We start from the raw sequence: 25,525 nt of genomic DNA, 5'->3' as shown, positions 1-25,525 counted from the left end.
AATGTGGGAGGGATCGCCGATGGATACCGATGTGATCGTCGTGGGCGCGGGACCGACCGGGCTGCTGCTCGCCTGCGAGCTGGCCCTGGCCGGCGTACGGACCCATGTCGTCGAGCGACGCACCGGGCCCCAGCAGGACTCCCGGGCGCTGACCCTGCATCCGCGCAGCCTGGAACTGATGGACCTGCGCGGGCTCGCCCCCCGTTTCCTCGGGCTCGGCCGGACCGTGCCGGGCTGGCATTTCGCCGCCCTCGACACCCCGCTGGACTTCGCCGCCCTCGACAGCCGCCACCCGTACACGCTGTTCCTGGCCCAGGCGCGCACCGAGGCCCTGCTGGCCGAACGGGCCGACGAGTTGGGGGTGCGGATCCACCGCGGCCACGCGCTCACCGGCCTGCGGCAGAACGAGGACGGGGTCGAGGCACAGGTGCGCGGGCCGGCCGGGGACCCGCGGCACGTTCGCGCCGCGTACCTGGTCGGATGCGACGGCGGGCGCAGCCTCGTCCGGCAGGCGGCCGGAATCGACTTCCCGGGCACGGACGAGACCCTGACCGGGGTCCTCGGGGACTTCGCCACCGTCGGGGCCGGCCCCGCGGCCCTCGCCGCCGCGCGGAACGCGGGCGTGCTCGCCGTCCCGCTGGAAGGCGGCCTGACCCGCTTCGTGTACATCGATCCGGAGCGGCTGCGGACGCCGGCGCGGGTGCCGGTGACCCTGGAGGAGTTCCGTACGGGGCTCGTGCGGATCTGCGGCTCCGACTTCGGGGTCGACCGGCCCCACTGGCTCTCGCGCTTCGGCAATGCCACCCGGCTGGCCGCCGCCTACCGCTCCGGCCGCGTCCTGCTGGCCGGCGACGCCGCCCACATCCACTTCCCGGCCGCCGGTCAGGGCCTCAACACCGGGCTCCAGGACGCCATGAACCTCGGCTGGAAACTGGCGGCGGAGGTGCGCGGCTGGGCCCCGCCCGGGCTCCTCGACAGCTATCACGCCGAACGCCACCCCGTCGGCCGGGCCGTCACCGAGAACACCGAGGTGCAGACGCTGCTGGCGGAGCTGCCGCTGGTGGCCCGCTACCGGCGGCCGGTCGCCGCGCTGCGCGGGCTCTTCGAGGAGCTGCTGGGGATGCCCGAGGTCAACCGCCGGCTCGCCGACCGGGTCTCCGCGCTCGGCACCGCCTACCCGCCTGCCCGCCCCGACGCCGATCCGCTGATCGGCCGCCGCATGCCCGATATCGGCCTGAGCACGACCGATCCGGCCGGTCCGGGTCCGGGTGCGACGCGGGTGTACGAACTCCTGCACCGGGGCGGCTTCGTCCTGCTCCGCCTCGCGCACGCGCGGGAACCGCGGCCGCGGACGTACGAGGCCCCCGCCGCCGGACGGGGCCCGCGCATCAGCGCCGTCACCGCCCGCGCGACCGAGGAACACCCGGAGCTCGACGGGGTCCGCGAGGTCCTGGTCCGCCCCGACGGGCACGTCGCCTGGGCCACCCGGAGCCCCGACCTCGACCCGCGCCGCACCGGCCGCGAGAACGCGCTCGCGGCGTGGACGACGCGGGCCGGCGCACCCTGAGACCGGGCACGGGCACCCCTGCCCGGCACGGCCCGGCCCGACCGCCGCGCGGTCAGCTCGTCCGGCGGGTCGCGTGCAGGCTCCCGAGCAGGGCGAGGCCGCGGGCGCTCGGGCTTCCCGGTTCGGCGTGGTAGATCACCAGTTGTTGGCCGGGCGCCCCGAGCACGGCGAACGACTCGAAGGCGAGCGAGAGCGGACCGACGTCGGGGTGGTCGAGTTCCTTGGTGTCGCGGGTCTTGCCGCGGACGCGGTGCGCGCACCAGAGCTCCGTGAACTCCGCCCCGTTCGCGCTGAGTTCCCGTACCAGGGCGCTCAGGCGCGGGTGGTGCGGGTCGAGGCCGGTCGCGTGGCGCAGGCCGGCCACCACCGCCTCGGCCGCGAGGTCCCACCGGACGAAGAACGACCGGGCCGCGGGGTCGAGGAAGATCATGCGTGCCAGGTTGTCCCGCCGCGTGAACGGGGAGAACAGCGCGTCGGCCAGGGCGTTGGCCACCAGCACGTCGGTGGCGGGGTTCAGGACGAAGGCCGGGGTGCCCGTGTATCCGTCCAGCAGTTGGCGCAGCGGGGCGCCGATCGACTCCCTCGGCCGGCGGGCACCGCGCCGGCCGCCGTCCGGGGCCGTGCCCGCCGGCCGGAAGAGGTGCTCCCGCGCTGCTTCGTCCAGGCGCAGGGCGTCGCCGATCGCGTCGAGGATCTGCGGCGACGGGCCGCGTTCGCGCCCCTGTTCCAGCCGCGCGTAGTAATCGCTGTTCATCCCGGCCAGGACCGCGACCTCCTCGCGACGCAGCCCTGCCACGCGGCGGCGTCCGTAGGAGACGAGTCCGACGTCGTCCGGCCGCAGGCGGGCGCGTCGGGCGCGCAGGAAGTCTCCGAGATCGCTGCTGGTCACGGCTTCAGACTAGAACGGCCCTCGCGCGGTTGCCTGGGTGCGGCGCACCCGGGCAGGCGCGCGGGGTGGCTCGCCCGTGTGGCGGAACTGCCGTGCGTAAATGGCGGGTTCTGGCTCATACCGATGGCCGGTCGGTCCGATGATCTTGCGTAGGCTCGTATCGCCCGACCTGTACGCCCCCCACCGGAGGAGCATCGTGCCCCTGCCCATGAACCGACGTCTGGCCCTCGGTGCGGCCCTGCTGGCGGTGACGGCCGCCGTGGCTCCGGCGACCACCGCCCACGCCGCGCCGATCACCGCCCAGGGCGCCCCCACCACCCCCGATCTCGAAGCGCTGACCCAGGCGTTGCGGAACACGACCGCCGCCGGCGCGCCGGGCGCGTTGGCCCGCTTCAGCGGACCGGGCGGGGTCAGCGTCCGGACGGTGGGGGTGCGCGACAGGGCCACGGGCTCGGCGATGGACCCGCAGGCCCGCTTCCGGATCGGGAGCGTCAGCAAGACGTTCACCTCCGTCGTCCTGCTGCAGTTGGTGGACGAGGGCCGGATCGACCTGGACACGGCCGTCAACCGGTACCTGCCCGGGCTGCTGCCCGACGACCGGATCACCGTGCGCCATCTGCTCACCCACCGCAGCGGGCTGGCGGACTACACGGACGCGATGTTCGAGCACACCGTGCCGGGTTTCGAGGCCGTGCGCAACAAGGTGTTCAGCTACCAGGAGCTGGTGGACCTCTCGCTCCGCGAACCGCGGACGACCGAGCCCGGCGTCGCGTACAAGTACTCGAACACCAACTTCGTGGTCGTCGGCATGCTCATCGAGAAGGCCACCGGCAACGGCGTGGCCGAGGAGTACGAGCGGCGCATCATCAAGCCGCTGAAGCTGCGCAACACCTCCTACGTGCACCCCGGCACGCAGATCAAGGGACTGCACACCCGCGGCTACCTCCACCCCGACGAGGCCGGCGCGCCGCTGGTCGACTCCACCGAGCAGACGGTGTCGTGGGCCCAGTCGGCCGGAGCGGTGATCTCCAACCCCGCCGACCTGAACACCTTCACCTCCGCGCTCCTCCGCGGCCGGCTGCTGCCCGCCCGCCTGCTGGACGCCATGCTCACGGTGACGCCGACCGACGCCACGAACACCCGGTTCTACGGGCTCGGCCTGCGCCGCTACGACCTGTCGTGCGGCACCTCGGTCTACGGGCACACGGGTACCGTGCAGGGCTTCTACACCTACGCCTTCTCCACCCGCGACGGGCGCCGCTCGCTCTCCGCGATGGCGAACACCTCGAACAGGGGGGAGGCGAACACGGCCCTCGGCGGGACCCTCGAAGCGGCGTTCTGCGGCAAGCCGGCCCCGAAGACCACCCAGCGCGGATTCGGCTTCGCCCCGGCCGAGATGGACCTGCCGGAACACAACGCGCGCTGACGCCGTAGCACCCTCCTCCCGAACGGGGCAGACCCGGCCGGCTCGCGTACGCCGTCCCGTACGCGGCCGAGCCGGGGCTGCCCCGTCGCCGTATCCGCTCCGCCCGTGAGCGGTGCGTGGACCTTGTGAAGAATCGGCGGATCTGATGAATCATCAGGTCACCTGTCCCGGACTATTGACTCCGTCGATGGCAGTCGCGATTCTCGTCCCACCATTTGTGAGGTCCATGACAAGTCATGGCTGTGACCGCGGCTCGTCGTGTCTCCGAACGGATCCGGCTCCTCGACCGTGCCATCCGGCTGACCTTAAGACGTGAGTGATGACCATTTCTCGACACACGCACCACAGGCGTAGGCCCCTGGCGGTCCTGTCATTGCTCCTCGCCGTGGTGGCCATGGTGCTCGGCCCCGTGCCCTCCTCCTCCGCCGCCGATCCCGGCTGGTGGAACCCGGTCGCGCGGCCCGCACCCGACTCCGACATCAACGTCACCGGCGAGCCCTTCAAGGGCACCGACGCCCAGGGACGGGTCCGGGGCTTCGTCGACGCGCACGACCACCTGATGTCCAACGAGGGCTTCGGCGGCCGGCTCATCTGCGGCAAGCCGTTCTCCGAGGCGGGGGTGGCCGACGCGCTCAAGGACTGCCCCGAGCACTACCCCGACGGCACCCTCGCGATCTTCGACTTCATCACCAAGGGTGGTGACGGCAAGCACGACCCGAACGGCTGGCCGACCTTCAAGGACTGGCCCGCCCACGACTCGTTGACCCACCAGCAGAACTACTACGCCTGGGTCGAACGGGCCTGGCGCGGCGGTCAGCGCGTGCTCGTGAACGACCTCGTCACCAACGGCGTCATCTGCTCGGTCTACTTCTTCAAGGACCGCGGCTGCGACGAGATGACCGCCATCCGTCTCGAAGCGCAGAAGACCTACGACATGCAGGCCTACATAGACAAGATGTACGGCGGCCCGGGCAAGGGCTGGTTCCGCATCGTCACCGACTCCGCGCAGGCCCGCGACGTCGTCCAGCAGGGCAAGCTGGCCGTGGTCCTCGGCGTCGAGACCTCCGAGCCGTTCGGCTGCAAGCAGATCCTGGACATCGCCCAGTGCAGCAAGGCGGACATCGACCGCGGCCTGGACGAGCTGTACCGCCTCGGCGTGCGCAGCATGTTCCTGTGCCACAAGTTCGACAACGCCCTGTGCGGCGTCCGCTTCGACGAGGGCGCCCTCGGCACGGCCATCAACGCGGGCCAGTTCCTGTCGACCGGAACCTTCTGGAAGACGGAGAAGTGCACCGGCCCCCAGCACGACAACCCCATCGGACTGGCCGCCGCCGCACCCGCGGTGCAGAGCAAACTCCCCGAAGGCGTGGCGATCCCGTCCTACGCCGCCGACGCCCAGTGCAATACGCGCGGACTCACGGAACTCGGCGAGTACGCGCTGCGCGGCATGATGAAGCGCAAGATGATGCTGGAGGTCGACCACATGAGCGTGAAGGCCGCGGGCCGGTCCTTCGACATCATGGAGTCCGAGTCGTACCCGGGTGTGATCTCCTCGCACAGCTGGATGGACATGGAGTGGACCGAGCGGGTCTACAAGCTCGGCGGTTTCATCGCCTCGTACATGAGCGGCGCCGAGGGATTCAGCGCCGAGGCGAAGCGGACGGACGCGCTGCGCGACAAGTACAACGTCGGCTACGGCTACGGCACCGACATGAACGGTGTCGGCGGCTGGCCCGGACCGCGCGGGGCCGACACCCCGAACCCGGTGCGCTACCCGTTCCGCAGCACCGACGGCGGCTCGGTCATCGACAAGCAGACCACCGGTTCGCGCACGTGGGACCTCAACACCGACGGCGCCTCGCACTACGGTCTGGTCCCCGACTGGATCGAGGACATCCGCCTCGTCGGCGGCCAGGGTGTGGTGGACGACCTGTTCAAGGGCGCCGAGTCCTACCTGACCACCTGGGGGAACTCCGAGAAGCACAGGTCCGGGGTGAACCTCGCCACGGGCTCCCCCGCCTCGGCGTCGAGCGCGGAGTGGTGGAACCCCTTCGTGAACTTCTCCCCGGGCCGGGCCGTGGACGGGGACTCCGGCTCCCGCTGGGCGAGCGAGTGGAACGACAACCAGTGGCTGCGCATCGACCTCGGGTCCGCGAACCGCGTGGGGCGCGTCACCCTCGACTGGGAGGCCGCGTACGGCAAGGCGTACCGCATCGAGGTCTCCACGGACGACACGAACTGGCAGACCGTCTGGTCCACGACCGCGAGTGACGGCGGCCTGGACACGGCCCGCTTCTCCGGGGTGACGGCCCGCTACGTCCGCGTCCAGGGACTCCAACGCGCGACGAAGTGGGGGTACTCGCTCCACGAGGTCGGCGTCTTCAGCAGCTGATCCCGCCGAGCGGGACTCCAGGGGCCGGGGTCGGCCGGATCTGCGGATCCGGCCGACCCCGGCCTCCCTCGCACCACGCACCACGCACGACGCACCGCGGCACGAACCGAAAGGAACGCCCATGGCACGGATGCCCTCGGCCGACCGACGCCGGCAGCTGACCGAGGCCGCCATCCGCGCGATGACCCGCGACGGCGTCGCCGGGACGACGACCAGGTCGATCGCCGCCGAGGCGGGCGTGTCCCTGAGCGTCTTCCACTACTGCTTCGACTCCAAGCAGGCCCTGCTCGAATCCGTGATCGCGGCGATCACCGACCACAGCGTCACCCTGGTGAAACAGGCGATCCAGCCCAAGGCCACGCTCCGGGAGACCGTCCGGGCGGGCTTCCAGGCGTACTGGGAGCATGTGTCCGCCCACCCGGGCGAACACATGCTGACCTACGAACTCACCCAGTACGCCCTGCGCCGACCGGACTTCGAGCACCTGGCGCGGCGGCAGTACGAGCGGTACTGCGACACCTACACCGAACTGATCGAGCAGCTCCGCCACCACATGGGCTTCGAACTCCACGTGCCCGTCCGGGTGCTGGCCCACTACCTGGCCGCCATGACGGACGGTCTGACGCTGAACCATCTCGTCCTCGGCGACGACAGGATCGCGGCGAACATCCTCGACATGATCACCGACCACGTCGCGAGTCTCGTCGGCGACGACCGGGAACCCGAAGGCTAGGCCGTTTCGGCGCGGACCTGCCGGGCGGCCTCGACCAGGTTCTCCAGCGAGGCCGCGGTCTCCGGCCAACCGCGGGTCTTCAGGCCGCAGTCGGGATTGACCCACAGCCGCTCGGCCGGGATGGCCCCCAGCCCCTTGCGCAGCAGCGCCGTCACCTCGGCCACGGAGGGGATCCGCGGCGAGTGGATGTCCCAGACGCCGGGACCGACCTCGCGCGGGTAGCCGGCGCCCGCGAGTTCACCGGCGACCTGCATGTGGGAACGGGCGGCCTCCAGGCTGATGACATCGGCGTCGAGGTCCTCGATGGCCGCCACGATGTCGCCGAACTCGGCGTAGCACATGTGCGTGTGGATCTGGGTGTCCGGCCGGACCCCACCGGTGGTGAGCCGGAAGGATTCGGTGGCCCAGGCGAGGTACGCGGCACGGTCGGCGGCCCGGAGCGGGAGGGTCTCGCGCAGGGCGGGCTCGTCGACCTGGATGACCGAGGTGCCGGCCGCCTCCAGGTCGCCGACCTCGTCGCGCAGGGCGAGGGCCACCTGGCGGGCGGTGTCACCGAGGGGCTGGTCGTCGCGTACGAAGGACCAGGCGAGCATGGTGACGGGCCCGGTCAGCATGCCCTTGACCGGCTTGGACGTCCGCGACCGGGCGTAGGTGGTCCAGCGCACGGTCATCGGGTCGGGGCGGGAGATGTCACCGGCCAGGACCGGGGGCCGGACGTAGCGGGTGCCGTAGGACTGGACCCAGCCGTGCTGGGTGGCCAGGTAGCCGGTGAGCTGCTCGGCGAAGTACTGGACCATGTCGTTGCGTTCGGGCTCGCCGTGCACCAGGACGTCGATGCCGGCCTTCTCCTGGAAGGCCAGGATCTCCCGGATCTCCGCCTCGATGCGGTCCTCGTAGCCGGCGGTGTCGATGCGCCCGGCGCGCAGGTCCGCGCGGGCGGTGCGCAGTTCGGTGGTCTGCGGGAACGATCCGATCGTGGTCGTCGGGAGCAGCGGGAGGCCCAGGTGTGCCCGCTGGGCGGCGGCCCGCTGCGCGTACGGTTGGGCGCGCCGCCCGTCCGCGTCGGTGACGGCGGCGGTGCGGGCCCGGACTGCGGGATCGTGGGTGAGGGCGGAGCCGGCGCGGGAGGCCAGGTCGGCCCGGTTGGCGGCGAGTTCGGCGGCGATCGCGCCCGTGCCGCGGGCCAGGCCCCGGGCGAGGGTGGCGACCTCCGCGGTCTTCTGGCGGGCGAAGGCGAGCCAGCGCCGGACCTGCGGGTCGATGTCGCGTTCGGCGGTGGCGTCCAGCGGCACGTGGAGCAGCGAGCAGGAGGCGGCCACGTCCACCCGGTCGGCGAGCCCCAGGAGGGTACCGAGGGTGCCGAGGGACTTCTCGAAGTCGTTGATCCAGATGTTGCGGCCGCCCACGACGCCGGCGACGAGGCGCTTGCCGGGCAGTCCCCCGACGGCGGCGAGGTCGTCGAGGTTTCCGGCCGCGGCCTCGGTGAAGTCCAGGGCGAGCCCCTCGACGGGGGCCTTGGCCAGTACGGGCAGCGCCTCGCCGAGCCGGTCGAAGTAGGAGGCGACGAGCAGCTGGGGCCGGTCGGTCGAGCCGCCGAGCTCCCGGTACGCGCGGGCGGTGGAGTTCAGTTCGGCCGGGGTGCGGTCCTGCACGAGGGCGGGCTCGTCCAGCTGCACCCACTCGGCTCCGGCGGCGCGCAGGTCGGCCAGGACCTGGGCGTAGACGGGCAGCAGCCGGTCGAGCAGGGCCAGCGGATCGAAGTCCGCGGCCACGCCCGGTGCGGGCTTGGCCAGCAGCAGGTAGGTGACGGGGCCGACCAGGACCGGGCGGGCGGTGTGGCCCAGCCGGAGCGCTTCCGTCAGCTCGGTGACCTGTTTGGTCGAGTCGGCGGTGAAGATCGTGTCCGGGCCGAGTTCCGGCACCAGGTAGTGGTAGTTGGTGTCGAACCACTTGGTCATCTCCAGCGGCGCCACGTCCTGGGTTCCGCGCGCCATCGCGAAGTACCCGTCGAGCGGGTCGGCCAGGGCGGCGGCGCGGTGCCGCTCGGGGACGGCGCCGACCATCACGCTGGTGTCCAGTACGTGGTCGTAGTACGAGAAGTCGCCGGTCGGCACCTCGGTGATGCCGGCGTCGGCCAGTTGCCGCCAGTTGGTCCGGCGCAGTTCGCGGGCGGTGTCCCGGAGGGCGTCGGCGGTGGTGCGGCCCTTCCAGTAGGCCTCGACGGACTTCTTCAGTTCGCGGTTCTGGCCCTGGCGGGGGTAGCCGTACACGGTGGCCACGGTGGGCCGTCCGGCGGCGGGGGTCGTGCTGGTCACGGAACTCTCCTTCGCGAGCGTTCTCCTGTGGACCCGATGAGGGGCCGAGGGCGCGAAGGGATGACGAACCGGGCGGATCCCGACCGGGTACGTGCAGGTGCACGCGTCCGCGGTCGTCCGCCTGATGTGTCGCCGACCCGCCCACGAGGTCACCGGGATCTCCGTGCGCGATCGGTCGCGCACGGGCAACGGGCAGGTCTTCGGACTCGCGGGCGCGTCCCGTCGTACGGATGCCGTACGAGACTCCTACTGGCCGTCGCTTCCCAGACCCGGTCGGGTCCAGTGCGTATGACGGCGGTCGTTCCCGCTCACCGCTGCGGGGCAGTCCCGGATTCCCACCGGGTTCCCTCTTACGACGCATCCCGCCTGGCGGACGGGGCGAACCAGCTGCTCGGCCAGAGTAGACGGCGTTCCCCGATGGCGCGCGGAGTTGTCCGGTATTCGGATGGTCGGGCGAGACTCATGGGGGTCGAAATTCGGCCATTGAGTGAATTGCGTCACTGAGGCGCGAGTTGTGTCCCTCTTGTCCGTTTACCGGATCTAACTGCCCGGTCAGCGCAGTACCTTGCAGCTCACTCCATCGAGATCCCTCGATGACCACCGGAAGACCGAGGAAGTATGGCTGGACCGGTCCCGCGCGCCGCGCTCGGCTGCGCCCTGGCACTCGGCGTGCTGACCGCCTGCTCGACGGCGAACGACGCCGACGGCAACGACTACGTCGGGGACTACAGCCGGCATCAGCCGCTCGCCGTCGTCGGATATCCCTCCACGGGATCGCTGGGGATCACCCAGGAAGTGGTGTGGCGGATCGCCGACGGCGACGTCGACGGGCTGGCGTCGCTCGTGTCCGACAAGCAGGGCGAGGGCATCCCCGAGAAGACCGCCCAGAACTGGGTCAGTGCCTTCCGCAAGGGCGCCGGCGGGCCGGTCACCGCGGAGTTCTACGACGAGGGCTCGTACCGCCAGACGGTCGTGCTCTACCTGCACCACACCGGCCAGATCAAGGAGCTCTACGTCCGGGCCGTGCTGGTGGACCACAAGGAGGCCTGGCTGGTGCGCATGACCGAGGCGGACCCCGCCGAAGCCACCGCCGTGGAGCCGTGGATCCCGAAGACACCCGGCGAGCTCGAATCGCGGGTTCCCCGATGAGCGCCCGCCCGAGGACGGCGCTCGTCGTCCGCGCCGCCCTGGCGTCCGTGCTGGCCTGCGGCGCCCTCACCGCGTGCGGCTCCGACGAGGAGGCGCTGCGGTACGCGACCGACTACGCGAACCACGATCCGCTGGGCGTGGTCGGCTATCCCACGTCCGATTCCCTGCGGATCACCCAGCAGTTGGTCTGGCGGCTCGCCGACGGCAAGGCCGAGGAGGTGGAGGCGCTCGCCGCCGACCCCGACGAGGCGAGGGGGGACGTGGAGCGGACCGCCCGGAACTGGATCCGGTCCTTCCATGAGGGGGCCAAGGGGAAGGTGACCGCGGAGTTCTACGACGAGGGGTCCGTGCGGCAGCTCGTCGTCGTCTACTTCCACGACACGGGCCAGACCAAGTCGTTCACGGTCCGCATCACCGGACGGACCGGGGAGGACGGCTGGCACGTCACCATGCGCGAGCCGGATCCGAAGGAGGCCTCGGCGACGCTCGACTGGGTGCCGCGGATCCCCGGGGCCCTCGGCTCGAAGACGCCTCGATGACCCGGTCCGGCGCCGGCGCCGCGTGAAAGGGCGCCGTCCGTGGATTCCTCCACCGGACGGCGCCCTCGACGGCACGGGAACCGGAACGGGACCGGGAGCGGTCGGATCAGGATCGGTCCAGCAGCGTGGTCAGGACCTCGTGGAGGACGGCCGCCGGATCGGCCACCGCCTGCGCCGAGCGCCAGGCCACGAACCCGTCCGGGCGGACGAGGATCGCACCGTCCGGGGTCGTACCGTGCACCTCGGTCCAGTCGCCGCCGTTCGCCGGGATCAGGTCGGCCTCCGGACCGGTGCCGATCGCGTACACGTCCAGGGGCAGGCCGAGCTCTTCGGAGACGGATCGCCCGGCCGCCCGCCACGGCGTCTCCTCCGAGCACAGCAGGACGAAGGAACGTTCGTAGAGGTCCACGGTGGACCTGGGCTCCGGATCGCCCGGAGCGCAGAGCCACATGTGCGGCGCGCGGCTGCCCGGATCGCCGCAGAGCCGCATCCGTTCGGGCACGACCGGTCGGTCCGGATCGGCTCCGAGCACCACGCCCTGGTTGTAGTGGTAGCCCATGGCCACGGACAGGACCCCGCCCTGCCGGCCGCCGGCGCCCGGCGCGGCGTCCGGGAGGGCCGCCGGCGCGGACCCGACGGGGAGCGTGTGCTCGGGGTCGGGCTCGTACCCGGGGTGGCTGTGCTCCGCCGAACGCGCCGAAGCGCGCTCACTGGTGGCCCGGGCCACCGGCAACCGCTCGGTCTCGTAGGTCTGCAGCAGCCCCGGCCCGGCCGAGCCGTTCAGCACCGCGGCGAGCTTCCAGGCGATGTTGTGGGCGTCCTGGATGCCGGTGTTCGAGCCGAACGCGCCGGTGGGTGACATCTCGTGGGCGGAGTCGCCGGCCAGGAAGACCCGGCCGACCGCGTACCGCTCGGCGACCCGCTCGGCGGCGTGCCACGGCGCCTTCCCGGTGACCTCGATGTCCAGGTCGGGTGCGCCGACGGCCCGGCGGATGTGCTCCACGCACCGCTCGTCGGTGAAGTCCTCCAACGTCTCGCCGCGGTCCGGGTGCCAGGGCGCGTGGAAGACCCACCGCTCGGCGTTGTCGACGGGCAGCAGGGCCCCGTCGGCGTCGGGCTTCGTCAGGTAGCACACGATGAAACGCCGGTCACCGACCACATGGGAGAGCATCTGGGACCGGAAGGTGATGCTCACGTTGTGGAACAGGTCTCCGGAGCCGCTCTGGCCGATCCGGAGCGCCTCCCGTACCGGGCTGCGCGGCCCGTCGGCCGCGACGAGGTAGTCCGCGCGCACCGTGCTGTGCTCCCCGGTCTCCCGGTTCTTCACGATCGCGGTGACCCCGCCGGGGTCCTGGTCGAAGGAGAGGAGTTCGGTGGAGAAGCGCAGGTCGGCCCCGAGTGTGGGGGTCACGGACATCAGGACCGGCTCGATGTCGTTCTGGCTGCACAGGCACCATGCCGCCGGGCTGAAACGCGCGAGCGCGCCCCCCGGGTCGATTTCCTCGAAGAGCCACTCCTGGTCGTCACCGGTCAGCGAGCCGCCCTGCATGATGCCGTGGTTGTCCGCCAGGACCGAGGCGGCCTCACGGATCCGGTCCTCGACGCGGGCGACCCGGAACAGTTCCATCGTCCGTACGTTGATACCGCGTCCGCGTGGGTGCATCGAGGTACCCGCGTGCTTCTCGACCACCATGTGCGGGATGCCATGCCGGCCGAGGAAGAGCGAGGTGCACAGACCCACCAGCGAGCCGCCCACGATGAGGACCGGGACGTGGTGGTCGACGTTTTCCTTCATGGCTCTTCCATGCCCTGTACGAGGCCGGTTCCCTCGCTCGTTCACCCGCTTGGTTCTCTCCTCTCGCGCCGCACGGATTACGGAACGACGATCGGTTCGGGTGGCGCCGCCCCGTGGCGACCGTGTGGTCTCGAAGGAGTGTGAAGATGACAACCTTGTCGGAACGGATATCCCAGTCCGCCTTCGACGGCTCGAGGCTTCGGGTCGTGCTGCTGCTGGATCTGTACGACGGTGCGCAGAATCAGTTCCTGGAGGTGTACGAGCATCTCCAGAAGCAGGTGTCCTCCGTCCCCGGACACATCAGCGACGAGTTGTGCCAGTCGATCGAGAACCCGTCCCAGTGGCTCATCACCAGCGAATGGGAGAGCGCACCGCGGTTCTTGGCCTGGATCAACAGTGAGGAACACGTCGCGTCGGTGCAGCCGCTCCACGGCTGTGTACGGGACACCCGCTCGCTGCGTTTCAGCGTGTTGCGGGAGATCGGCAAGGGGCCGGCCCCCGGCTCGCACTCCCCCACCGGCCCGCCCTCCGCCGAAGCCTCCTCACCGGACGCCGCGGATCGGGCCCGGGGCAGCCTCCAGGTCGCTCCACGGCGTGGCGACGGCGTGGTCCGCCACGCGCTCACCTTCACCGTGAAACCCGGCAGCGAACCGGTGGTGGCGGAGCTCCTCGCCGGGTACACGTCCCCGCAGGCCCAGGTGGACGAGACCACCCGGCTGCGCCGCACCTCGCTGTTCATGCACGGCAACCGTGTCGTTCGGGCGGTCGAGGTCGAGGGCGACCTGCTGGCGGCCCTGCGGCACGTGGCCCAGCAGCCCGAGGTACGGGCGTTGGAGGAGGCCATCAACCCGTACCTGGAGCAGGACCGGGATCTCGGTGATCCCGGATCGGCGCGGATGTTCTTCACCCGTGCGGCGCTCCCCGCGGTGCACCATGTGGCGGCCGGCGGACGCGAGCGGGCGGACGTCGGGCGGCACGCCCTCTTCTACCCCGCGAAGGACGGGTGCGGCACGGCGCTCGCCCGGCTCCTCGCCGGGCAGGACGAGGCGGCCGTGGACGACCCGACGAGCCCCATCGAGGGCAGCACCGTCTTCCAGCGCGACGACATCGTCGTGCGCCTCCTCGACCTGCGCGGCCCGCTCGACGCGCGCCCCGCACTCGCCCTCGGTGTCGAGGGCGACCACAAGGCCGCCGTGCTCGCCCGGCTGCTCGACAGCGCCAAGGACGGCGTCCCCACCACCGACCAGGAGATCTCCCGCTTCCTCGCGCGCTCTGAAATGCGCCTGATCACCGACCGGCGTTCGCCGGTCCAAGCCTGAGGAGTTGTCCGTCATGACCGCTCGACTGACCATGGAAGAACTGGCCGCGCTCATGAAGAAGGGGGCCGGCGTCACCGTCGACCCCGCGGCCATGGCGAGCCGCCCCGACTCGGGCTTCGACGAGTGGGGCCTGGACTCCCTGGGCCTCCTCGGCATCGTCGGTGAGCTGGAGAACCGGCACAGCCGGCCGCTGCCGGCCGACGCGGACCGGTGCAAGTCCCCGCGCGAGTTCCTCGACCTCGTCAACAACGCCCTGGCCGCCTGACAACGCCGCCCGGGACACCGCCCACGCCCTCGAGACCGGCTTCGTGCCGGTCTCGAGGCGTTCGGTCGTATGCCGGGGGGCATCAGCCGGGCACGGTGCACTCGAACGCGTGCAGGTACGCGTTGACCGGCTGGATCTCGCCGATCACCAGGCCGGCGTCCTCCATACGGGCGCAGAGGCTGGCCTTGGTGTGCTTCGCGCCGCCGACGTTGAGCAGCAGCAGCAGGTCCATGGCCGTGGTGAACTTCATCGACGGGGTGTCGTCGACCAGGTTCTCGATGATGACGACCCTGGATCCGGGGCGGGCAGCCTCGACGACGTTGCGCAGGGTCCTGCGGGTGCTGTCGTCGTCCCACTCCAGGATGTTCTTGATGATGTACATGTCGGCGTCGACCGGGATGGCCTCGCGGCAGTCCCCGGGGACGATGTCGGCCCGTGCGGCGAGCGGCCCGTCCTCGCGCAGGCGCGGGTCCGCCTTCGCCGCCACGCCCGGCAGGTCGAGCAGGACGCCCCGTACCGTCGGGTGCTTCTCCAGCAGGCTCGCCAGTACGTGGCCCTGGCCGCCGCCGATGTCCGCGACGACCGAGATCCCGGTGAGGTCGAGGAGCTCCGCGACGTCCAGCGCCGACTGCATGCTGGAGGTGGTCATGGCCCGGTTGAACACGTGGGCCGACTCGTGCGCGTCCTGGTGCAGGTAGTCGAAGAACCCCTTGCCGTACAGCTCCTGGAAGACGCTGCCGCCGGAGCGGACGGCGTCGTCGAGCCGCGGCCATGCCTGCCAGGTCCAGGGCTCGGTGCACCACAGGGCGATGTAGCGCAGGCTGTGCGGGTCGTCCTCGCGCAGCAGGTGCGACATCTCGGTGTGGACGAACCGTCCGTCCTCGGTCTCCGCGAAGATCCCGTAGCAGGACAGGGCGCGGAGCAGTCGCTGCAGGGGCAGCGGCTCGGCGTTCACCGCGGTCGCGAGCTCGGCCGCGGTGGCGGGCGACTCCCCGAGGGCGTCGGCCACTCCCAGGCGGGCGGCGGCCCGTACGGCGGCGGCGCAGGCCGCCCCGAAGACGAGCTCGCGCATGCGCATGGCCGGCTGGGGGGTGTGCTGGGGGGACGGGATCGGGGTGGTGGTGGGACTTACCGTGGTCATGACGTCTCGATTCTGCTGATCGGGGGGATCACGCGTCAGCACATCCCGGCCGGCACGGAGGATGCGCACCGGTTGTTGACGAACTGGTTGCCCGTTCCGGTCCCCTGGTTGGCCAGGTCCGCCGGCTTGTTGTCCCGCACCACGTTGTCCCGGATGACGTTGTCGGTGTTCGTCGCGCCCACGAAGCTCTTGAACAGCAGGATTCCGCCCGACAGCGGGGAGGCTCCGACGTTGCCGCGGATGTCGTTCGAACGGATGACCGTCTGCTCCGCCCCGGTGAGGACGATGCCGACGCCCTGGATGTCGGGGAGGCGGGTGTTGCCCTTGCAGAACTTGTTGTTCTCGTGGATCCGGTTGTTGCGGATGGTCATGTCGCCGGCTCCGGGCTCGCCCTCGTCGCCGACGACGAAGATGCCGCCGCAGTTGCCGGTGAGCTCGTTGCCGTAGACGGAGAGGTTGCGCACGCGTCGGACGGTGACGCCGATCCGGTTGCCGGTCAGCGTGTTCCGGCGGACCACGGCGCCCAGGGTGTCGGTGGCGCCGCCCTCCCGGTCGACGGTGTTGGCGATGAAGAGGCCCGACTCGGCGTTGTCGCGGGCGGTGTTGTCGCGGAAGAGCCCGCGCGTGGACCGTTCCTGGGCGATGCCCCAGGTGCCGTTCTTCTCGGAGATCACCCGCTGGACGCTCAGCCGGTCGGTGTAGGAGGCCCAGATGCCGTTGCGCTTGAAGCCCGAGACGGTCAGCGAGCGGATGTCCACGCCGACGACGGGCTGCTCCGCCGTACCCATGACGCAGATGCCGGTGTCGGCCTGCGAGCAGGCGAGCGCCCGGCCGGACGTCGCGGGCGTGGTGGAGGTGGCGGGCTTCGCGGGCGGCTGCGCGGCCGGTGCCTGGGCCGCCCCGGGTGCCACCGGGGCCCCCGTCGCGCCGGGGGCCTGCGGCGTCACGGGGGCGACCGGCGTGACGGCCGTGACCGGCGGCCTGATCACCGTCCGGGCACCGTACCCGCGCAGGGTCAACCGCTTGGTGATCAGCACGTTCTCGTAGTAGGTGCCGGGCATCACGGTGATGGTGTCGCCCGGCCTGGCGTAGTTCACCGCGTCCTGGATCGAGTCGCCCGGGTGCACTCTGCGTCCGGCGGCGGCCGAGGACGGCGCGAGCACGCCGAGACCTGCGGCCATGACGACTGCGATGCACGTGAGGGACTTGATTTGTCGGTTCGTCACGATGCCGAAGTTATGGGCGATGGCGACCGCTCGCCACACTGCGCGAGCGGATGGATACACCCCGTGGGCAAACGGCCGCATTTTGACGTCCGGAGGAGTGGATAGTCGTACTCCGGGCGACGGCCGAACGGGGTGACGCCCGGTCAGCTCCGGCCCTACGGCGTGTCGCCCGGTCCGGACGGAGCCCGACGGCGCGTCACACGGCGGCGAGACTCGCCGCGCCGAAGGAGACGTCGAAGCGGTCGCACCAGATGGTCACGCTGCTGAAGTCGGCGATGTTCACGTCGGCGGGGACCGGGTAGTTCTGGTCCCCCTTGTTGCCCTTGAGCTTGCCGAGGCTCGTGTGCTTGCCGTCGTCGAAGACGCGCCAGCCCGCCACTCCCTCCTTCACCGGAGCGTCGGTCAGCCACACCCGCAGGTCCGGTCCGTTGCTGGTGTCGAGGTTCGCCAGTCGCAGGGTGTGGGACCCGTCGGGGAGTCGGATGAGTTCCACCGTGCCGGTGGTGCTGTGTTCGTGGCTGATGAGCGTCCCGCGGGCGACGGTCACCGGGGCGGCCGGGGCACCCGGTACGGCCGCGGACGCGCCCGGGCCCGCCGGCGCGGCGGCGGCCGGGAGCGCCTCGCGGACGGTCTCGTCCTGCCACAACTTCCACGGCTGCAACCAGTACAGGGCCACCGCCACCACCACCGCCACCGCGATCGACGCTCCGCCCCACAGCCGCCCGCGCCGCCTGATCCGTGTCACTGCCGTTCCCTCTTCGTCGTCCTGATCCCGTCCCTACGGATTCAACGCGGCCGGGCCGCCGTGCGCCATGCCCGCGCCGATGACGAAAGTCTTACGCCGGCCCGCCCGGCCGTTGCCCCCTGCTCCGCATTCGTGCTGGTGGTAGTGGGTTTCCCGGCGACGACGGCGATGGGCAACGGGCAACCCGTCGACCCGGGTGCGGGCCGGGGGCAGGCTGAAGTCGTCAGCACGAGGCAAGCTCCACAAGGGGAAACCATGCGCAAGATGTTCCGCGGCGCCGCCGCGCTCGCCACCGCCGTCGTCGCCGTGATCGCCCTCAGCGGTTCGGTCGAGGCCAAGCCGGCCGACGCGTGGGCCGGCTGCCCGGACGGTGCGGTCTGCATCTACCCTCAGAACCAGAACCCCGCCGTCAAGCCGACGCACGTCTTCTACTCCTACGGGGCGCACAATCTGAGCAACCAGTTCGGGAACCACTGGGTGCTCAACAACCAGTACGGCGGTGCGACCGCAAATCTGTGCACGGGGTCCGGAGGTTCGGGCTGCGGCAGCCCCATCGCTTCCAAGACCGGTGTCTACGCCGACCTCACGCCCATCAACTCGATCCGGCTCAACCGGTAGCCGCGCCCGTCAGGGCGGCGTGCGGAGCCGCCCGCCAGGTGGCTCCGCACGCTCGTACGCCGGTCGTACCGGTCCGAAGAGGCGGTCGTCGGCCCCACCCCCGCTGTAGCCTGGGCACTCCCGTACCGCTGCCTGGGCGCGCACTGCCATGGGGGATGTCTTGGGGGATCCGGACCACCGGCGGAAGACCGATAGCCGGCCCGAGTTCGACGGCGCCGCGATGCACTTCCCCGCACAGCTGAGACGTCTGCGGGTGCAACGTGGCCTGTCCCTCGCCGACCTCGCCCGGCAGACGCATTACAGCAAGGGCTACCTGAGCAAGATCGAGACCGGCTCGAAGCGCGTCACCGTCGACGTCGCACGACGCTGCGACGACGTACTGCGGGCCGGGGGTGAACTGGTGCGGATGGTCCGGGAAACGGGCCCGCGTGGCTCCGAAGGCGACGGCACCGATGGCTCCGGCACCGACGGCCCGGGCGCCGCCGGTCCGCAGGTGGACGCCGAGTGTCCCTACCGGGGCCTGCCGGCCTTCACCGCGCGGGAGGCCCGCTGGTTCTTCGGGCGGGACCGGGCGACGGCCGAGCTGATCGAGCGGGTCTTCGAACGGATCGGCGACGGGCCGCTGATGCTGCTCGCCCCGTCGGGTGCCGGCAAGTCCTCCCTGCTGAACGCCGGTCTGGTGCCGGCGCTGCGCGGGGGCGCCTTCCCGATGCCGGGCTCCGACACCTGGCCGGTGCTGCGGTTCACGCCCACCGCGCACCCGATGGGGGAACTGCTGGACTGCGCCGCGAGAGTCCTGGGCGGCGATCTCGGCGTCACCGTGGACGAGGTGCGCGAACGGCCGCACGCGCTGCTCGAAGCCGTCCGGCGGCGCTCGGCCGAACCCACGGAGAACGGCCCCCCGGAGGGCGGCCCCGACCGGACGCCGCCTCCCCCGCGTCCGGTGCTGCTCGTCGACCAGTTCGAGGAGCTGTTCACGCTGTGCGCCGACGAGGGCGAGCGGCGCGCGTTCGTCCGGGTGCTGTGCGCGCTGGCGGCCGCCCCACCCGAACCGGCAGGTCCCGAAACGGCAGGTCCCGAGACGGCCGGCCCGGAACCGGGGGGCCTCGACCCCGCGGTCGTGGTGCTCGGCGTACGGGCCGACTTCTCCGGGAACTGTCTGGACCTGCCGGAGCTGGCCCCGGTGTTCACCCGAGGGCTGTTCGTCCTGCCCCCGATGTCCCTCGCGGAGCTGCGGGAATCGATCACCCGCCCCGCGGACCTCGCCGGTCTGACCCTCGAACCGGGCCTGTTCCCGCTGCTGATGCGCGATGTCGGCCTGCGTGACGATCCGCCCGACCGGATGCCCTCCGGGGTGCTCCCCCTGGTCTCCCACTCCCTGCTGGCCACCTGGGGCCAGCGCGAGGGCGCCACCTTGACCGTCGCCGGCTACGAGCGCACCGGCGGCATCCAGGGGGCGATCGCCCGCACCGCCGAGGAGGTGTTCACCCGCCTGTACCCGGCAGAGCAGAACACGCTCCGCCGCGTCCTGGTGCGGCTGGTGCACGTCGCGGACGGTACGGGGGCCACGCGCCGCCGGATGAGCCGGACCGCCCTGATGGAACAGCTGACCGACGCCGGCCCCGCCGCGGCCGCGCTCGACACCTTCGTCCGGGCCCGTCTGATCACCATGGACAGCGACACCGTCGAGATCACCCACGAGGCCCTGCTGCACGCCTGGCCGCGGTTGCGCGGCTGGATCCGCGCCGACCGGGCCGGGCTCCTGGTCCATCAGCAACTGGCCCACGCCGCCGCCGAATGGGAGCGCGAGGGGCGCGATCCGTCGGCGCTGCACCGCGGGACGCGGCTGGAGAACGCCCGGGCCTGGGCCGACGAGCACGACGGCCGGGACCGGCTCGGCCCGCTGGAGGCCGCCTTCCTACGGGCGAGCCAGGACGCGCAGGACGGTCGCGAACGGCAGGCCGGTCGCCAGGTGCGGCTTCGGCAGTGGACGCTGGCCACGCTGGTGGTCCTGCTGGTCCTCGCGATGGGCGCGGGTGGGCTCGCGTACCAACAGCGCGCGGGCGCGCTCGGCCAGGAGCGCGTCGCCCGGTCGCGGGCGCTCGCCCTGCAGTCCGCGGCGCTGGCCGTGGGTCGGCCCGAGGACTCGATGCGGCTCGCCGGTCAGGCGTACCGGACCTCGGCGACGATCGAGGCCCGCGGGGCGCTGCTGAGCACCCAGTCCCAGCCCTTCGTGGCGCGCCTGGACGGGCACGAAGGGCCGGTCAACGCGGTGGCCTTCGCGCCGGACGGGCGGACGCTGGCGACGGCCGGTTCGGACGGGACGGTGATCCTGCGGCGGGTGGCCGACCGCCGGACGATCGCGACCTTCACCCTGCCGGGGCGGGTGCGCGCGGTGGCCTTCAGCCCCGACGGCTCGACCCTGGCGGCCACGTCGACGGACGGGCCGGCGCGGCTCTGGGGCACCTCCGTCGGTGGGGGCGGCGGCACGCCGCTCCCGGCGAGTACGGCGGGCGCCCGCGCCGTGGCCTTCGCGCCGGACGGGCGGAGCCTGGCCGTCGCCGGTGCCGACGGGACGATCGGGTTGTGGGACGCCGCCGGGAGCCATGGCGCCTTGGCCTCCCTGGCCGGTCACACCGGGCGGGTCAACGCGTTGGCGTACTCCGCCGACGGCCGGACGCTGGTGTCGGCCGGCGCCGACCGGACCGTACGGCTGTGGGATCCGGTGGGGGCCGAGCCGCTCGCGGTCCTCACCGGGCACACCGACGAGGTGCTGGGCGCGGCCTTCGCCCCGGACGGCCGGACGGTCTCCACCGGGGGCGTCGACCGCACCGTACGACTGTGGGACGTGGTGGGCCGGCGGACGACGGCCACGCTCACCGGGCACAGCGACGACGTGAACGGGGTCGCCTACACGCCGGACGGGACGACGGTCGTCAGCGCGGGCGGCGACGGCACGACCCGACTGTGGGACGTGGCCGGGGGCCGGGCGGTGGCGACGCTCGCCGGACACACCGACTACGTCCTCGGGGTGGCCGTGGACCGCCGGGGCGCCGTGCTGGCCACCGCCGGTTTCGACACGTCGGTGGTGCTGTGGGACCTGCGGGGATCGGCGCTGACCTCGCGGCCGTTCACGGAGATCTGGGACGCCGCGTACAGCCCGGACGGGAAGCGGCTGGCGACCGCGGAGGCCGATCACGCGGTCCGGTTGTGGGACGTGGCCGAGCGCCGGGTCGTGGCCACGTTCGAAGGACACAGCGAGACGGTGTTCTCGGTGGCCTTCTCCCCCGACGGGCGGACCCTGGCGTCGGCCGGTTCCGACGGGACGATCCGGCTCTGGGACACGGGGGCCGGCGGGGAGCCGGCGGTCCTCACCGGGCAGGGCGGGACCGTCTTCTCTGTCGCCTTCTCCCCGGACGGGCGGACGCTGGCCTCGGCCGGTTCCGACGGCGCCGTACGGCTGTGGGACGTGGCGGGGCGCCGCCCGCTCGCGACCCTGGCCGGTCACACGGACTTCGTCGACGACGTGGTGTTCAGCCCCGACGGGCGCACCCTGGCGAGCGCCGGGGACGATCTGACGATCCGTCTGTGGGATGTCGCGGGGCGTCGTCCCGTGGCCGTCCTCACCGGTCATCGGGGCGCGGTGCGCGGGGTGGCCTTCAGCCCGGACGGGCGGACGCTGGCGAGCAGCGGCAACGACGGCACCGTGCGGCTGTGGGACGCGCGGGACCACCGCTTCCGGGCGGCGCTGGCCGGCCACACCGGCTCCGCGCGGGGCATCGCCTTCTCCCCCGACGGCCGCACGCTCGCGAGCAGCGGCAACGACCGCACGGTACGGCTGTGGGACGTGGCCGGGCGCCGACCGGTGGCCGCGCTGTCCGGCCACACGAACGCGGTGTGGGGCGTGGTCTTCGCCCCCGACGGGCGGACGGTGGCCAGCAGCGGTACGGACGGAACGGTACGGCTGTGGGACCTGGACGTCGGAGCGCGCCTCGCGGCGGTCGACAGGCTGCGGGCGTCCGACCCCGAGGGGCAGGACGGGGGTCCGTCCCTCGGGGTCAGGCGTTCGCGATGACGAGCAGGGTCCGCGCCGCGACCGGGCCCGACAGGCGGCAGCGGTGCGGGACTTCGCCCCGGTGGTGGGCGCTCTGGCCCGCGCGCAGGGTCAGCGGTTCCTCGCCCTCGACCTCCAGGACGATCTCGCCCTCCAGGACGTAGAGGAAGTCCTCGCCGGGGTGTTCGAACCAGCCGCGCTCGCCCCGGCCGGGCTCGAAGTGGTGCTCGTAGGCCTCCATCAGAGCGCTGCGCCCACCGGGGATGAGCACGTGGGCGATCTGGCCCGCGGCCTCGTCCACCCGGATCACCTGCGGGTCGCTCTCGTGGCTGACGGCGCCGGGCCGGTCGGGCGGCCGCAGGAAGGTGCCCGGGGTGACGTCCAGGGCCTCGGCGATCCGGTAGATCGAGCTGAGGCTGGGCGTGGCGAGTCCGCGTTCCAACTGGCTGAGGAAGGGCTGGGAGAGGCCTGAGCGGGTGGCGAGCGCGGCCATGGAGACGCCGCGCTGTTTGCGGCAGCCGCGGATCACCCGTCCGACCTCGATCGCTTCGGGCGTGGGTTCGGGGCGAGACACGCAGGTGAACGTACCTCATGGGGTCCGGCGGGCCGGCGGGCCGCGGGAGGGTTCGCACTGCCGCAACACTCCCGTCATAAGCGTGGTCAATTATTGACCTCACTTATCAACGCGTCGGAGCACATCGGAGCACGTCGGAGCACGTCGAAATCCGGCGGAACGACGGCACCCGACGAACGCGCCGCAACGAACGAGGAGTCGCCCCGTGCACGCCACCCCCTCACCCCCCGGCCGGGGCCTCGCCGGGCTCGGCCCGGCCCTGGGCGCGGCCGGCGTCGTACTCGCGCTCTGGTACCTCCTCGCCCACTCCGGCGGGGTCGCCCCGGGACTGCTGCCCACCCCCGGCCGGACCATGGCCGCTCTGGCGGACAGCGCCCGCAGCGGCACCCTGGCCACCGACCTCGGTGCCAGCCTGTCCCGGGCCGGACAGGGCTTCGCGCTGGGCGCCGTCATCGGCAGCGCGCTCGGCTTCACCACCGGCTACCTACCGAAGGTGTCCGCCGCCGTCACCCCGGTGATCTCCTTCCTGCGGCCGATCCCGGCCATCGCCCTGGTGCCGCTCGCGACCGCCTGGTTCGGCATCGGCGAGAGCGCCAAGCGTCTGCTCATCGCCTACGCCGTCCTGCTCGCCGTCTGGTTGTACGTCCACGACGGGGTGTCCCGGGTCCCGGTCTCCCATCTGCGGGCGGCCCGGTCGCTGGGGGCGCCGCTGCACCGGCGGTTCACCGAGGTGCTGCTGCCCGCCGCCGCCCCCGCCGTGCTCGCGGCACTGCGCTACGGGGCCTCGGTGGCCCTGCTCGCACTGGTGGCGGCCGAACTGGGCGGCGCGGACAGTGGGTTGGCGTACCGGCTCCAGGTCGACGGGCAGTTCCTGCGGGTGGACCGGATGTTCGCGGGGCTGCTCGTGCTCGGGCTGCTCGGGGTGGCCGTCGACCTCGTACTGGCCGCGGTGGGCCGCCGGTTCGTGCACTGGAGCGCGTCATGAGCCTGGAAGTACGGCTGGAAGGGCTGTCGGCGGGCTACGCGGCCGGCGCCCCCGTGCTGGAGCACACGGACCTGAGGTTCGCAGCGGGCTCCTTCACGGCGCTGCTCGGGCCCAGCGGCTGCGGCAAGTCCACGGTCCTCAACACCGTGGCCGGCTTCGTACGGCCCACCGCCGGGCAGGTGACGGCGGGGGCGGAGCCGGTGCGCGGCCCCGGCCCGGAACGGGGCGTGGTCTTCCAGCACTACGCGCTGTTCCCGTGGCGCACCGCCCGCGGAAACGTCGAGTTCGCCCTCAAGCGGCTCGGCCTGCCACGCGCGGAGCGCCGCCGGCGCGCGCTCGCGGCGCTGGCCGAGGTGGGGCTCGCGGACGGCGCGGAGAAGTACCCGGCCCAGCTGTCGGGCGGGATGCAGCAGCGGGTGGCACTGGCCCGTGCGCTGGCCGCCGAGCCCGAAGTGCTGTTGATGGACGAGCCGTTCGGAGCGCTGGACGCGCTGACCCGGACCCGGATGCAGACCCTGCTGCGGGAGTTGTGGCAGCGCCGCGGCACCACCGTCCTGTTCGTCACGCACGACATCGACGAGGCGCTGGCTCTCGCCGGACGCGTGATCGTCCTCGGCGGGATCCCCGGGCGGGTGCTCGCCGACCACGTCGTGCCGACCGGCCCGCCCGATCCCGACCTGCGCTCCCTGATCGCCCGCCACCTCGGCTCCGAGTGATCCCCGCACCCCCTGCTCGCCGTCTCCCCTGACCCCTGCTTCCTCCTCCTGTCCCCGGAAGGACCGTTCACCATGCTCAGACCCCGCGCGGCGGCCGCCGTACTGCTCGCCGTCCTGCTCTCCCCGCTCGCCACCGCCTGCACCGGCTCCGCCTCGGGCACCGCGGACGGCGCCCGCCCGGCCGTCACCCTCGCCACGAGCGACCATCTCGGCGGCGCCCCCGTCCACCTGGCCGAGGAGGGCGACCTCTGGTCGGCCGAGGGCATCGCGGCCACCGTCACCACCCAGCCCACCGGCCGGGACGCGCTGAACGCCGTGCTCGGCGGTCAGGCCCAGCTCGGCGTCGTCGGCGATCTGCCCGCCGTGACGGCCGCACTGGGCGGGCGCGAGCTGCGGGTCGTGGCCGACCTGTCCCGGTTCTCCGACTGGCGGCTGCTCACCCGGACCGACCGGCAGATCACCGGCTTCGCCGCGCTGAAGGGCCGCAAGGTCGGGGTCCCGCAGGGCACGAACGTCGAGTACGCCCTGTCGCGGATGCTCGCCTCGGCGCAGCTGACCGCCTCGGACGTGACCGTGGTCAACCTGGCCCCGAACCAGGTCACCTCGGCCCTGGCCCGCGGCGACATCGACGCCGGTGTCACCTTCCCCAGCTTCTACGACGCCGCGCGCACCGCCCTCGGCGGCGCCTACGCCGAGCTCCCCTTCACCGGATACACGGCCAGGACCCTCCTCGTCGCCGGCCCGTCCGCTAACGCGGAGAGCACCACCGCGGTCCTGCGTACGCTGCTGCGCGCCCAGCGGGAGCTCGAAGCCGACCCGGCCGCGGCGCGCAAGGCCGTACTCGCCCAGTCCAAGGGCGTCCTGCAGGCCGCCTACGTCGAGACCTACCAGCCCCGCTACACGTACGGCACCACCCTCTCCCCCGAACTGCTGGCCCAGTTGGAGGAGGAGGCCGCCTGGGCCAAGGCCGCCCAGAACCTGCCCGGCGCCGCCGACCGCGCCGCGCTGCTGCGATTCCTCGACTCCGGCCCCCTGACGGCCGTCGACCCGGCCGCCGTCACCGTCCGCTGAACCCCG

The 25,525-nt window shown here is 72.3% G+C and carries 20 protein-coding genes and 1 riboswitch; of the genes, 13 read left to right on the top strand and 7 right to left on the bottom strand.

From position 1 onward, the window contains the following. Positions 1 to 19 precede the first annotated feature (19 nt). A complete protein-coding gene (locus ACWG52_RS31825; RefSeq protein WP_453126622.1) occupies positions 20 to 1,567 on the top strand; it encodes a monooxygenase in 1,548 nt (515 codons plus the stop codon). 52 nt (positions 1,568 to 1,619) lie between these two features. Here the strand turns inward: ACWG52_RS31825 and ACWG52_RS31820 are convergent, their stop codons facing one another. Then, positions 1,620 to 2,456 (bottom strand): helix-turn-helix transcriptional regulator, encoded by an 837-nt coding sequence (locus tag ACWG52_RS31820; RefSeq protein ID WP_389807361.1) that lies wholly within the window; start codon positions 2,454 to 2,456, stop codon positions 1,620 to 1,622. A gap of 208 nt (positions 2,457 to 2,664) precedes the next feature. Here ACWG52_RS31820 and ACWG52_RS31815 point away from each other — a divergent pair, with 208 nt between their 5' ends. The 3 genes from ACWG52_RS31815 (at position 2,665) to ACWG52_RS31805 (ending at position 7,007) form a co-directional block, all read left to right on the top strand. Beyond that, positions 2,665 to 3,882, top strand: coding sequence for a serine hydrolase domain-containing protein (locus ACWG52_RS31815; protein WP_389807363.1), 1,218 nt, complete (start codon positions 2,665 to 2,667; stop codon positions 3,880 to 3,882). 319 nt (positions 3,883 to 4,201) lie between these two features. Then, positions 4,202 to 6,274, top strand: a complete 2,073-nt coding sequence (locus ACWG52_RS31810; RefSeq protein ID WP_389807365.1) for a galactose-binding domain-containing protein — start codon at positions 4,202 to 4,204, stop codon at positions 6,272 to 6,274. 121 nt (positions 6,275 to 6,395) lie between these two features. Continuing rightward, the gene (locus ACWG52_RS31805) at positions 6,396 to 7,007 is read left to right on the top strand and encodes a TetR/AcrR family transcriptional regulator (protein ID WP_389808580.1); all 612 of its coding nucleotides are present in this window, start codon (positions 6,396 to 6,398) and stop codon (positions 7,005 to 7,007) included. On the opposite strand, the gene metE is transcribed toward ACWG52_RS31805, so the two are convergent. Continuing rightward, positions 7,004 to 9,322, bottom strand: a complete 2,319-nt coding sequence (gene metE, locus ACWG52_RS31800; RefSeq protein WP_453126620.1) for a 5-methyltetrahydropteroyltriglutamate--homocysteine S-methyltransferase — start codon at positions 9,320 to 9,322, stop codon at positions 7,004 to 7,006. The genes ACWG52_RS31805 and metE overlap by 4 nt on opposite strands. A gap of 174 nt (positions 9,323 to 9,496) precedes the next feature. After that, positions 9,497 to 9,725: riboswitch (cobalamin riboswitch) on the bottom strand. Positions 9,726 to 9,940: 215 nt separating this feature from the next. Between metE and ACWG52_RS31795 the strand changes: the two genes are divergently transcribed. Then, entirely contained in the window at positions 9,941 to 10,471 is a 531-nt protein-coding gene (locus tag ACWG52_RS31795; RefSeq protein ID WP_389808574.1) for a hypothetical protein, read from the top strand. After that, positions 10,468 to 11,010, top strand: coding sequence for a hypothetical protein (locus tag ACWG52_RS31790; protein WP_389808571.1), 543 nt, complete (start codon positions 10,468 to 10,470; stop codon positions 11,008 to 11,010). Before ACWG52_RS31795 ends, ACWG52_RS31790 begins: the two co-directional genes overlap by 4 nt. A gap of 106 nt (positions 11,011 to 11,116) precedes the next feature. Here ACWG52_RS31790 and ACWG52_RS31785 read toward each other — a convergent pair whose 3' ends face one another. Then, on the bottom strand, positions 11,117 to 12,850 hold the full coding sequence (locus tag ACWG52_RS31785) for an FAD-dependent oxidoreductase (protein WP_390135634.1): 1,734 nt from the start codon (positions 12,848 to 12,850) through the stop codon (positions 11,117 to 11,119). A 101-nt stretch (positions 12,851 to 12,951) separates the two neighbouring features. On the opposite strand from ACWG52_RS31785, the gene ACWG52_RS31780 reads away from it, so the two are divergent. Both ACWG52_RS31780 and ACWG52_RS31775 read left to right on the top strand, forming a co-directional pair. Next, positions 12,952 to 14,124: a SchA/CurD-like domain-containing protein gene (locus ACWG52_RS31780; RefSeq protein ID WP_389808566.1), complete on the top strand. Its 1,173-nt coding sequence runs from the start codon at positions 12,952 to 12,954 to the stop codon at positions 14,122 to 14,124. Between the two features lie 13 nt (positions 14,125 to 14,137). Continuing rightward, on the top strand, positions 14,138 to 14,389 hold the full coding sequence (locus ACWG52_RS31775; RefSeq protein ID WP_030388264.1) for an acyl carrier protein: 252 nt from the start codon (positions 14,138 to 14,140) through the stop codon (positions 14,387 to 14,389). An 82-nt stretch (positions 14,390 to 14,471) separates the two neighbouring features. On the opposite strand, the gene ACWG52_RS31770 is transcribed toward ACWG52_RS31775, so the two are convergent. From ACWG52_RS31770 to ACWG52_RS31760, 3 genes are all read right to left on the bottom strand, one after another. Beyond that, entirely contained in the window at positions 14,472 to 15,530 is a 1,059-nt protein-coding gene (locus tag ACWG52_RS31770) for a methyltransferase (RefSeq protein WP_453126617.1), read from the bottom strand. Positions 15,531 to 15,565: 35 nt separating this feature from the next. Continuing rightward, complete coding sequence (locus ACWG52_RS31765) at positions 15,566 to 16,711, bottom strand: right-handed parallel beta-helix repeat-containing protein (RefSeq protein ID WP_389809086.1); 1,146 nt, start codon at positions 16,709 to 16,711, stop codon at positions 15,566 to 15,568. A gap of 241 nt (positions 16,712 to 16,952) precedes the next feature. Continuing rightward, positions 16,953 to 17,501: a DM13 domain-containing protein gene (locus tag ACWG52_RS31760; RefSeq protein ID WP_389808560.1), complete on the bottom strand. Its 549-nt coding sequence runs from the start codon at positions 17,499 to 17,501 to the stop codon at positions 16,953 to 16,955. A gap of 255 nt (positions 17,502 to 17,756) precedes the next feature. Here ACWG52_RS31760 and ACWG52_RS31755 point away from each other — a divergent pair, with 255 nt between their 5' ends. Further along, complete coding sequence (locus ACWG52_RS31755) at positions 17,757 to 18,119, top strand: hypothetical protein (protein WP_033220992.1); 363 nt, start codon at positions 17,757 to 17,759, stop codon at positions 18,117 to 18,119. Between the two features lie 160 nt (positions 18,120 to 18,279). Then, a complete protein-coding gene (locus ACWG52_RS31750; protein ID WP_453129088.1) occupies positions 18,280 to 22,194 on the top strand; it encodes an nSTAND1 domain-containing NTPase in 3,915 nt (1,304 codons plus the stop codon). Here the strand turns inward: ACWG52_RS31750 and ACWG52_RS31745 are convergent. Then, on the bottom strand, positions 22,178 to 22,747 hold the full coding sequence (locus ACWG52_RS31745) for a helix-turn-helix domain-containing protein (RefSeq protein WP_389808554.1): 570 nt from the start codon (positions 22,745 to 22,747) through the stop codon (positions 22,178 to 22,180). The two genes, ACWG52_RS31750 and ACWG52_RS31745, sit on opposite strands and share 17 nt — an antisense overlap. Positions 22,748 to 22,952: 205 nt before the next feature. Here ACWG52_RS31745 and ACWG52_RS31740 point away from each other — a divergent pair, with 205 nt between their 5' ends. The 3 genes from ACWG52_RS31740 to ACWG52_RS31730 all read left to right on the top strand — a co-directional run bounded on the left by ACWG52_RS31740 (position 22,953) and on the right by ACWG52_RS31730 (position 25,519). Further along, entirely contained in the window at positions 22,953 to 23,732 is a 780-nt protein-coding gene (locus ACWG52_RS31740; RefSeq protein ID WP_389808552.1) for an ABC transporter permease, read from the top strand. Further along, positions 23,729 to 24,448: an ABC transporter ATP-binding protein gene (locus tag ACWG52_RS31735; protein ID WP_389808548.1), complete on the top strand. Its 720-nt coding sequence runs from the start codon at positions 23,729 to 23,731 to the stop codon at positions 24,446 to 24,448. The genes ACWG52_RS31740 and ACWG52_RS31735 overlap by 4 nt, the downstream gene beginning before the upstream one ends. Positions 24,449 to 24,520: 72 nt before the next feature. Then, entirely contained in the window at positions 24,521 to 25,519 is a 999-nt protein-coding gene (locus ACWG52_RS31730; protein ID WP_389808545.1) for an ABC transporter substrate-binding protein, read from the top strand. Positions 25,520 to 25,525: the final 6 nt, after the last annotated feature.

The organism is Streptomyces sp. CLCI03, assembly GCF_053615355.1.
Note: the sequence above shows the minus strand (reverse complement) of the source record. Positions and strands in the feature narration are given on the sequence as shown.

Coding starts and splice junctions, on each gene's coding strand:
- ACWG52_RS31825 (WP_453126622.1), top strand. CDS start 20: ATGGATACCGATGTGATCGTCGTGGGCGCGGGACCGACCGGGCTGCTG.
- ACWG52_RS31815 (WP_389807363.1), top strand. CDS start 2,665: ATGAACCGACGTCTGGCCCTCGGTGCGGCCCTGCTGGCGGTGACGGCC.
- ACWG52_RS31810 (WP_389807365.1), top strand. CDS start 4,202: ATGACCATTTCTCGACACACGCACCACAGGCGTAGGCCCCTGGCGGTC.
- ACWG52_RS31805 (WP_389808580.1), top strand. CDS start 6,396: ATGGCACGGATGCCCTCGGCCGACCGACGCCGGCAGCTGACCGAGGCC.
- ACWG52_RS31795 (WP_389808574.1), top strand. CDS start 9,941: ATGGCTGGACCGGTCCCGCGCGCCGCGCTCGGCTGCGCCCTGGCACTC.
- ACWG52_RS31790 (WP_389808571.1), top strand. CDS start 10,468: ATGAGCGCCCGCCCGAGGACGGCGCTCGTCGTCCGCGCCGCCCTGGCG.
- ACWG52_RS31780 (WP_389808566.1), top strand. CDS start 12,952: ATGACAACCTTGTCGGAACGGATATCCCAGTCCGCCTTCGACGGCTCG.
- ACWG52_RS31775 (WP_030388264.1), top strand. CDS start 14,138: ATGACCGCTCGACTGACCATGGAAGAACTGGCCGCGCTCATGAAGAAG.
- ACWG52_RS31770 (WP_453126617.1), bottom strand. CDS start 15,530: ATGACCACGGTAAGTCCCACCACCACCCCGATCCCGTCCCCCCAGCAC.
- ACWG52_RS31765 (WP_389809086.1), bottom strand. CDS start 16,711: ATGGCCGCAGGTCTCGGCGTGCTCGCGCCGTCCTCGGCCGCCGCCGGA.
- ACWG52_RS31755 (WP_033220992.1), top strand. CDS start 17,757: ATGCGCAAGATGTTCCGCGGCGCCGCCGCGCTCGCCACCGCCGTCGTC.
- ACWG52_RS31735 (WP_389808548.1), top strand. CDS start 23,729: ATGAGCCTGGAAGTACGGCTGGAAGGGCTGTCGGCGGGCTACGCGGCC.
- ACWG52_RS31730 (WP_389808545.1), top strand. CDS start 24,521: ATGCTCAGACCCCGCGCGGCGGCCGCCGTACTGCTCGCCGTCCTGCTC.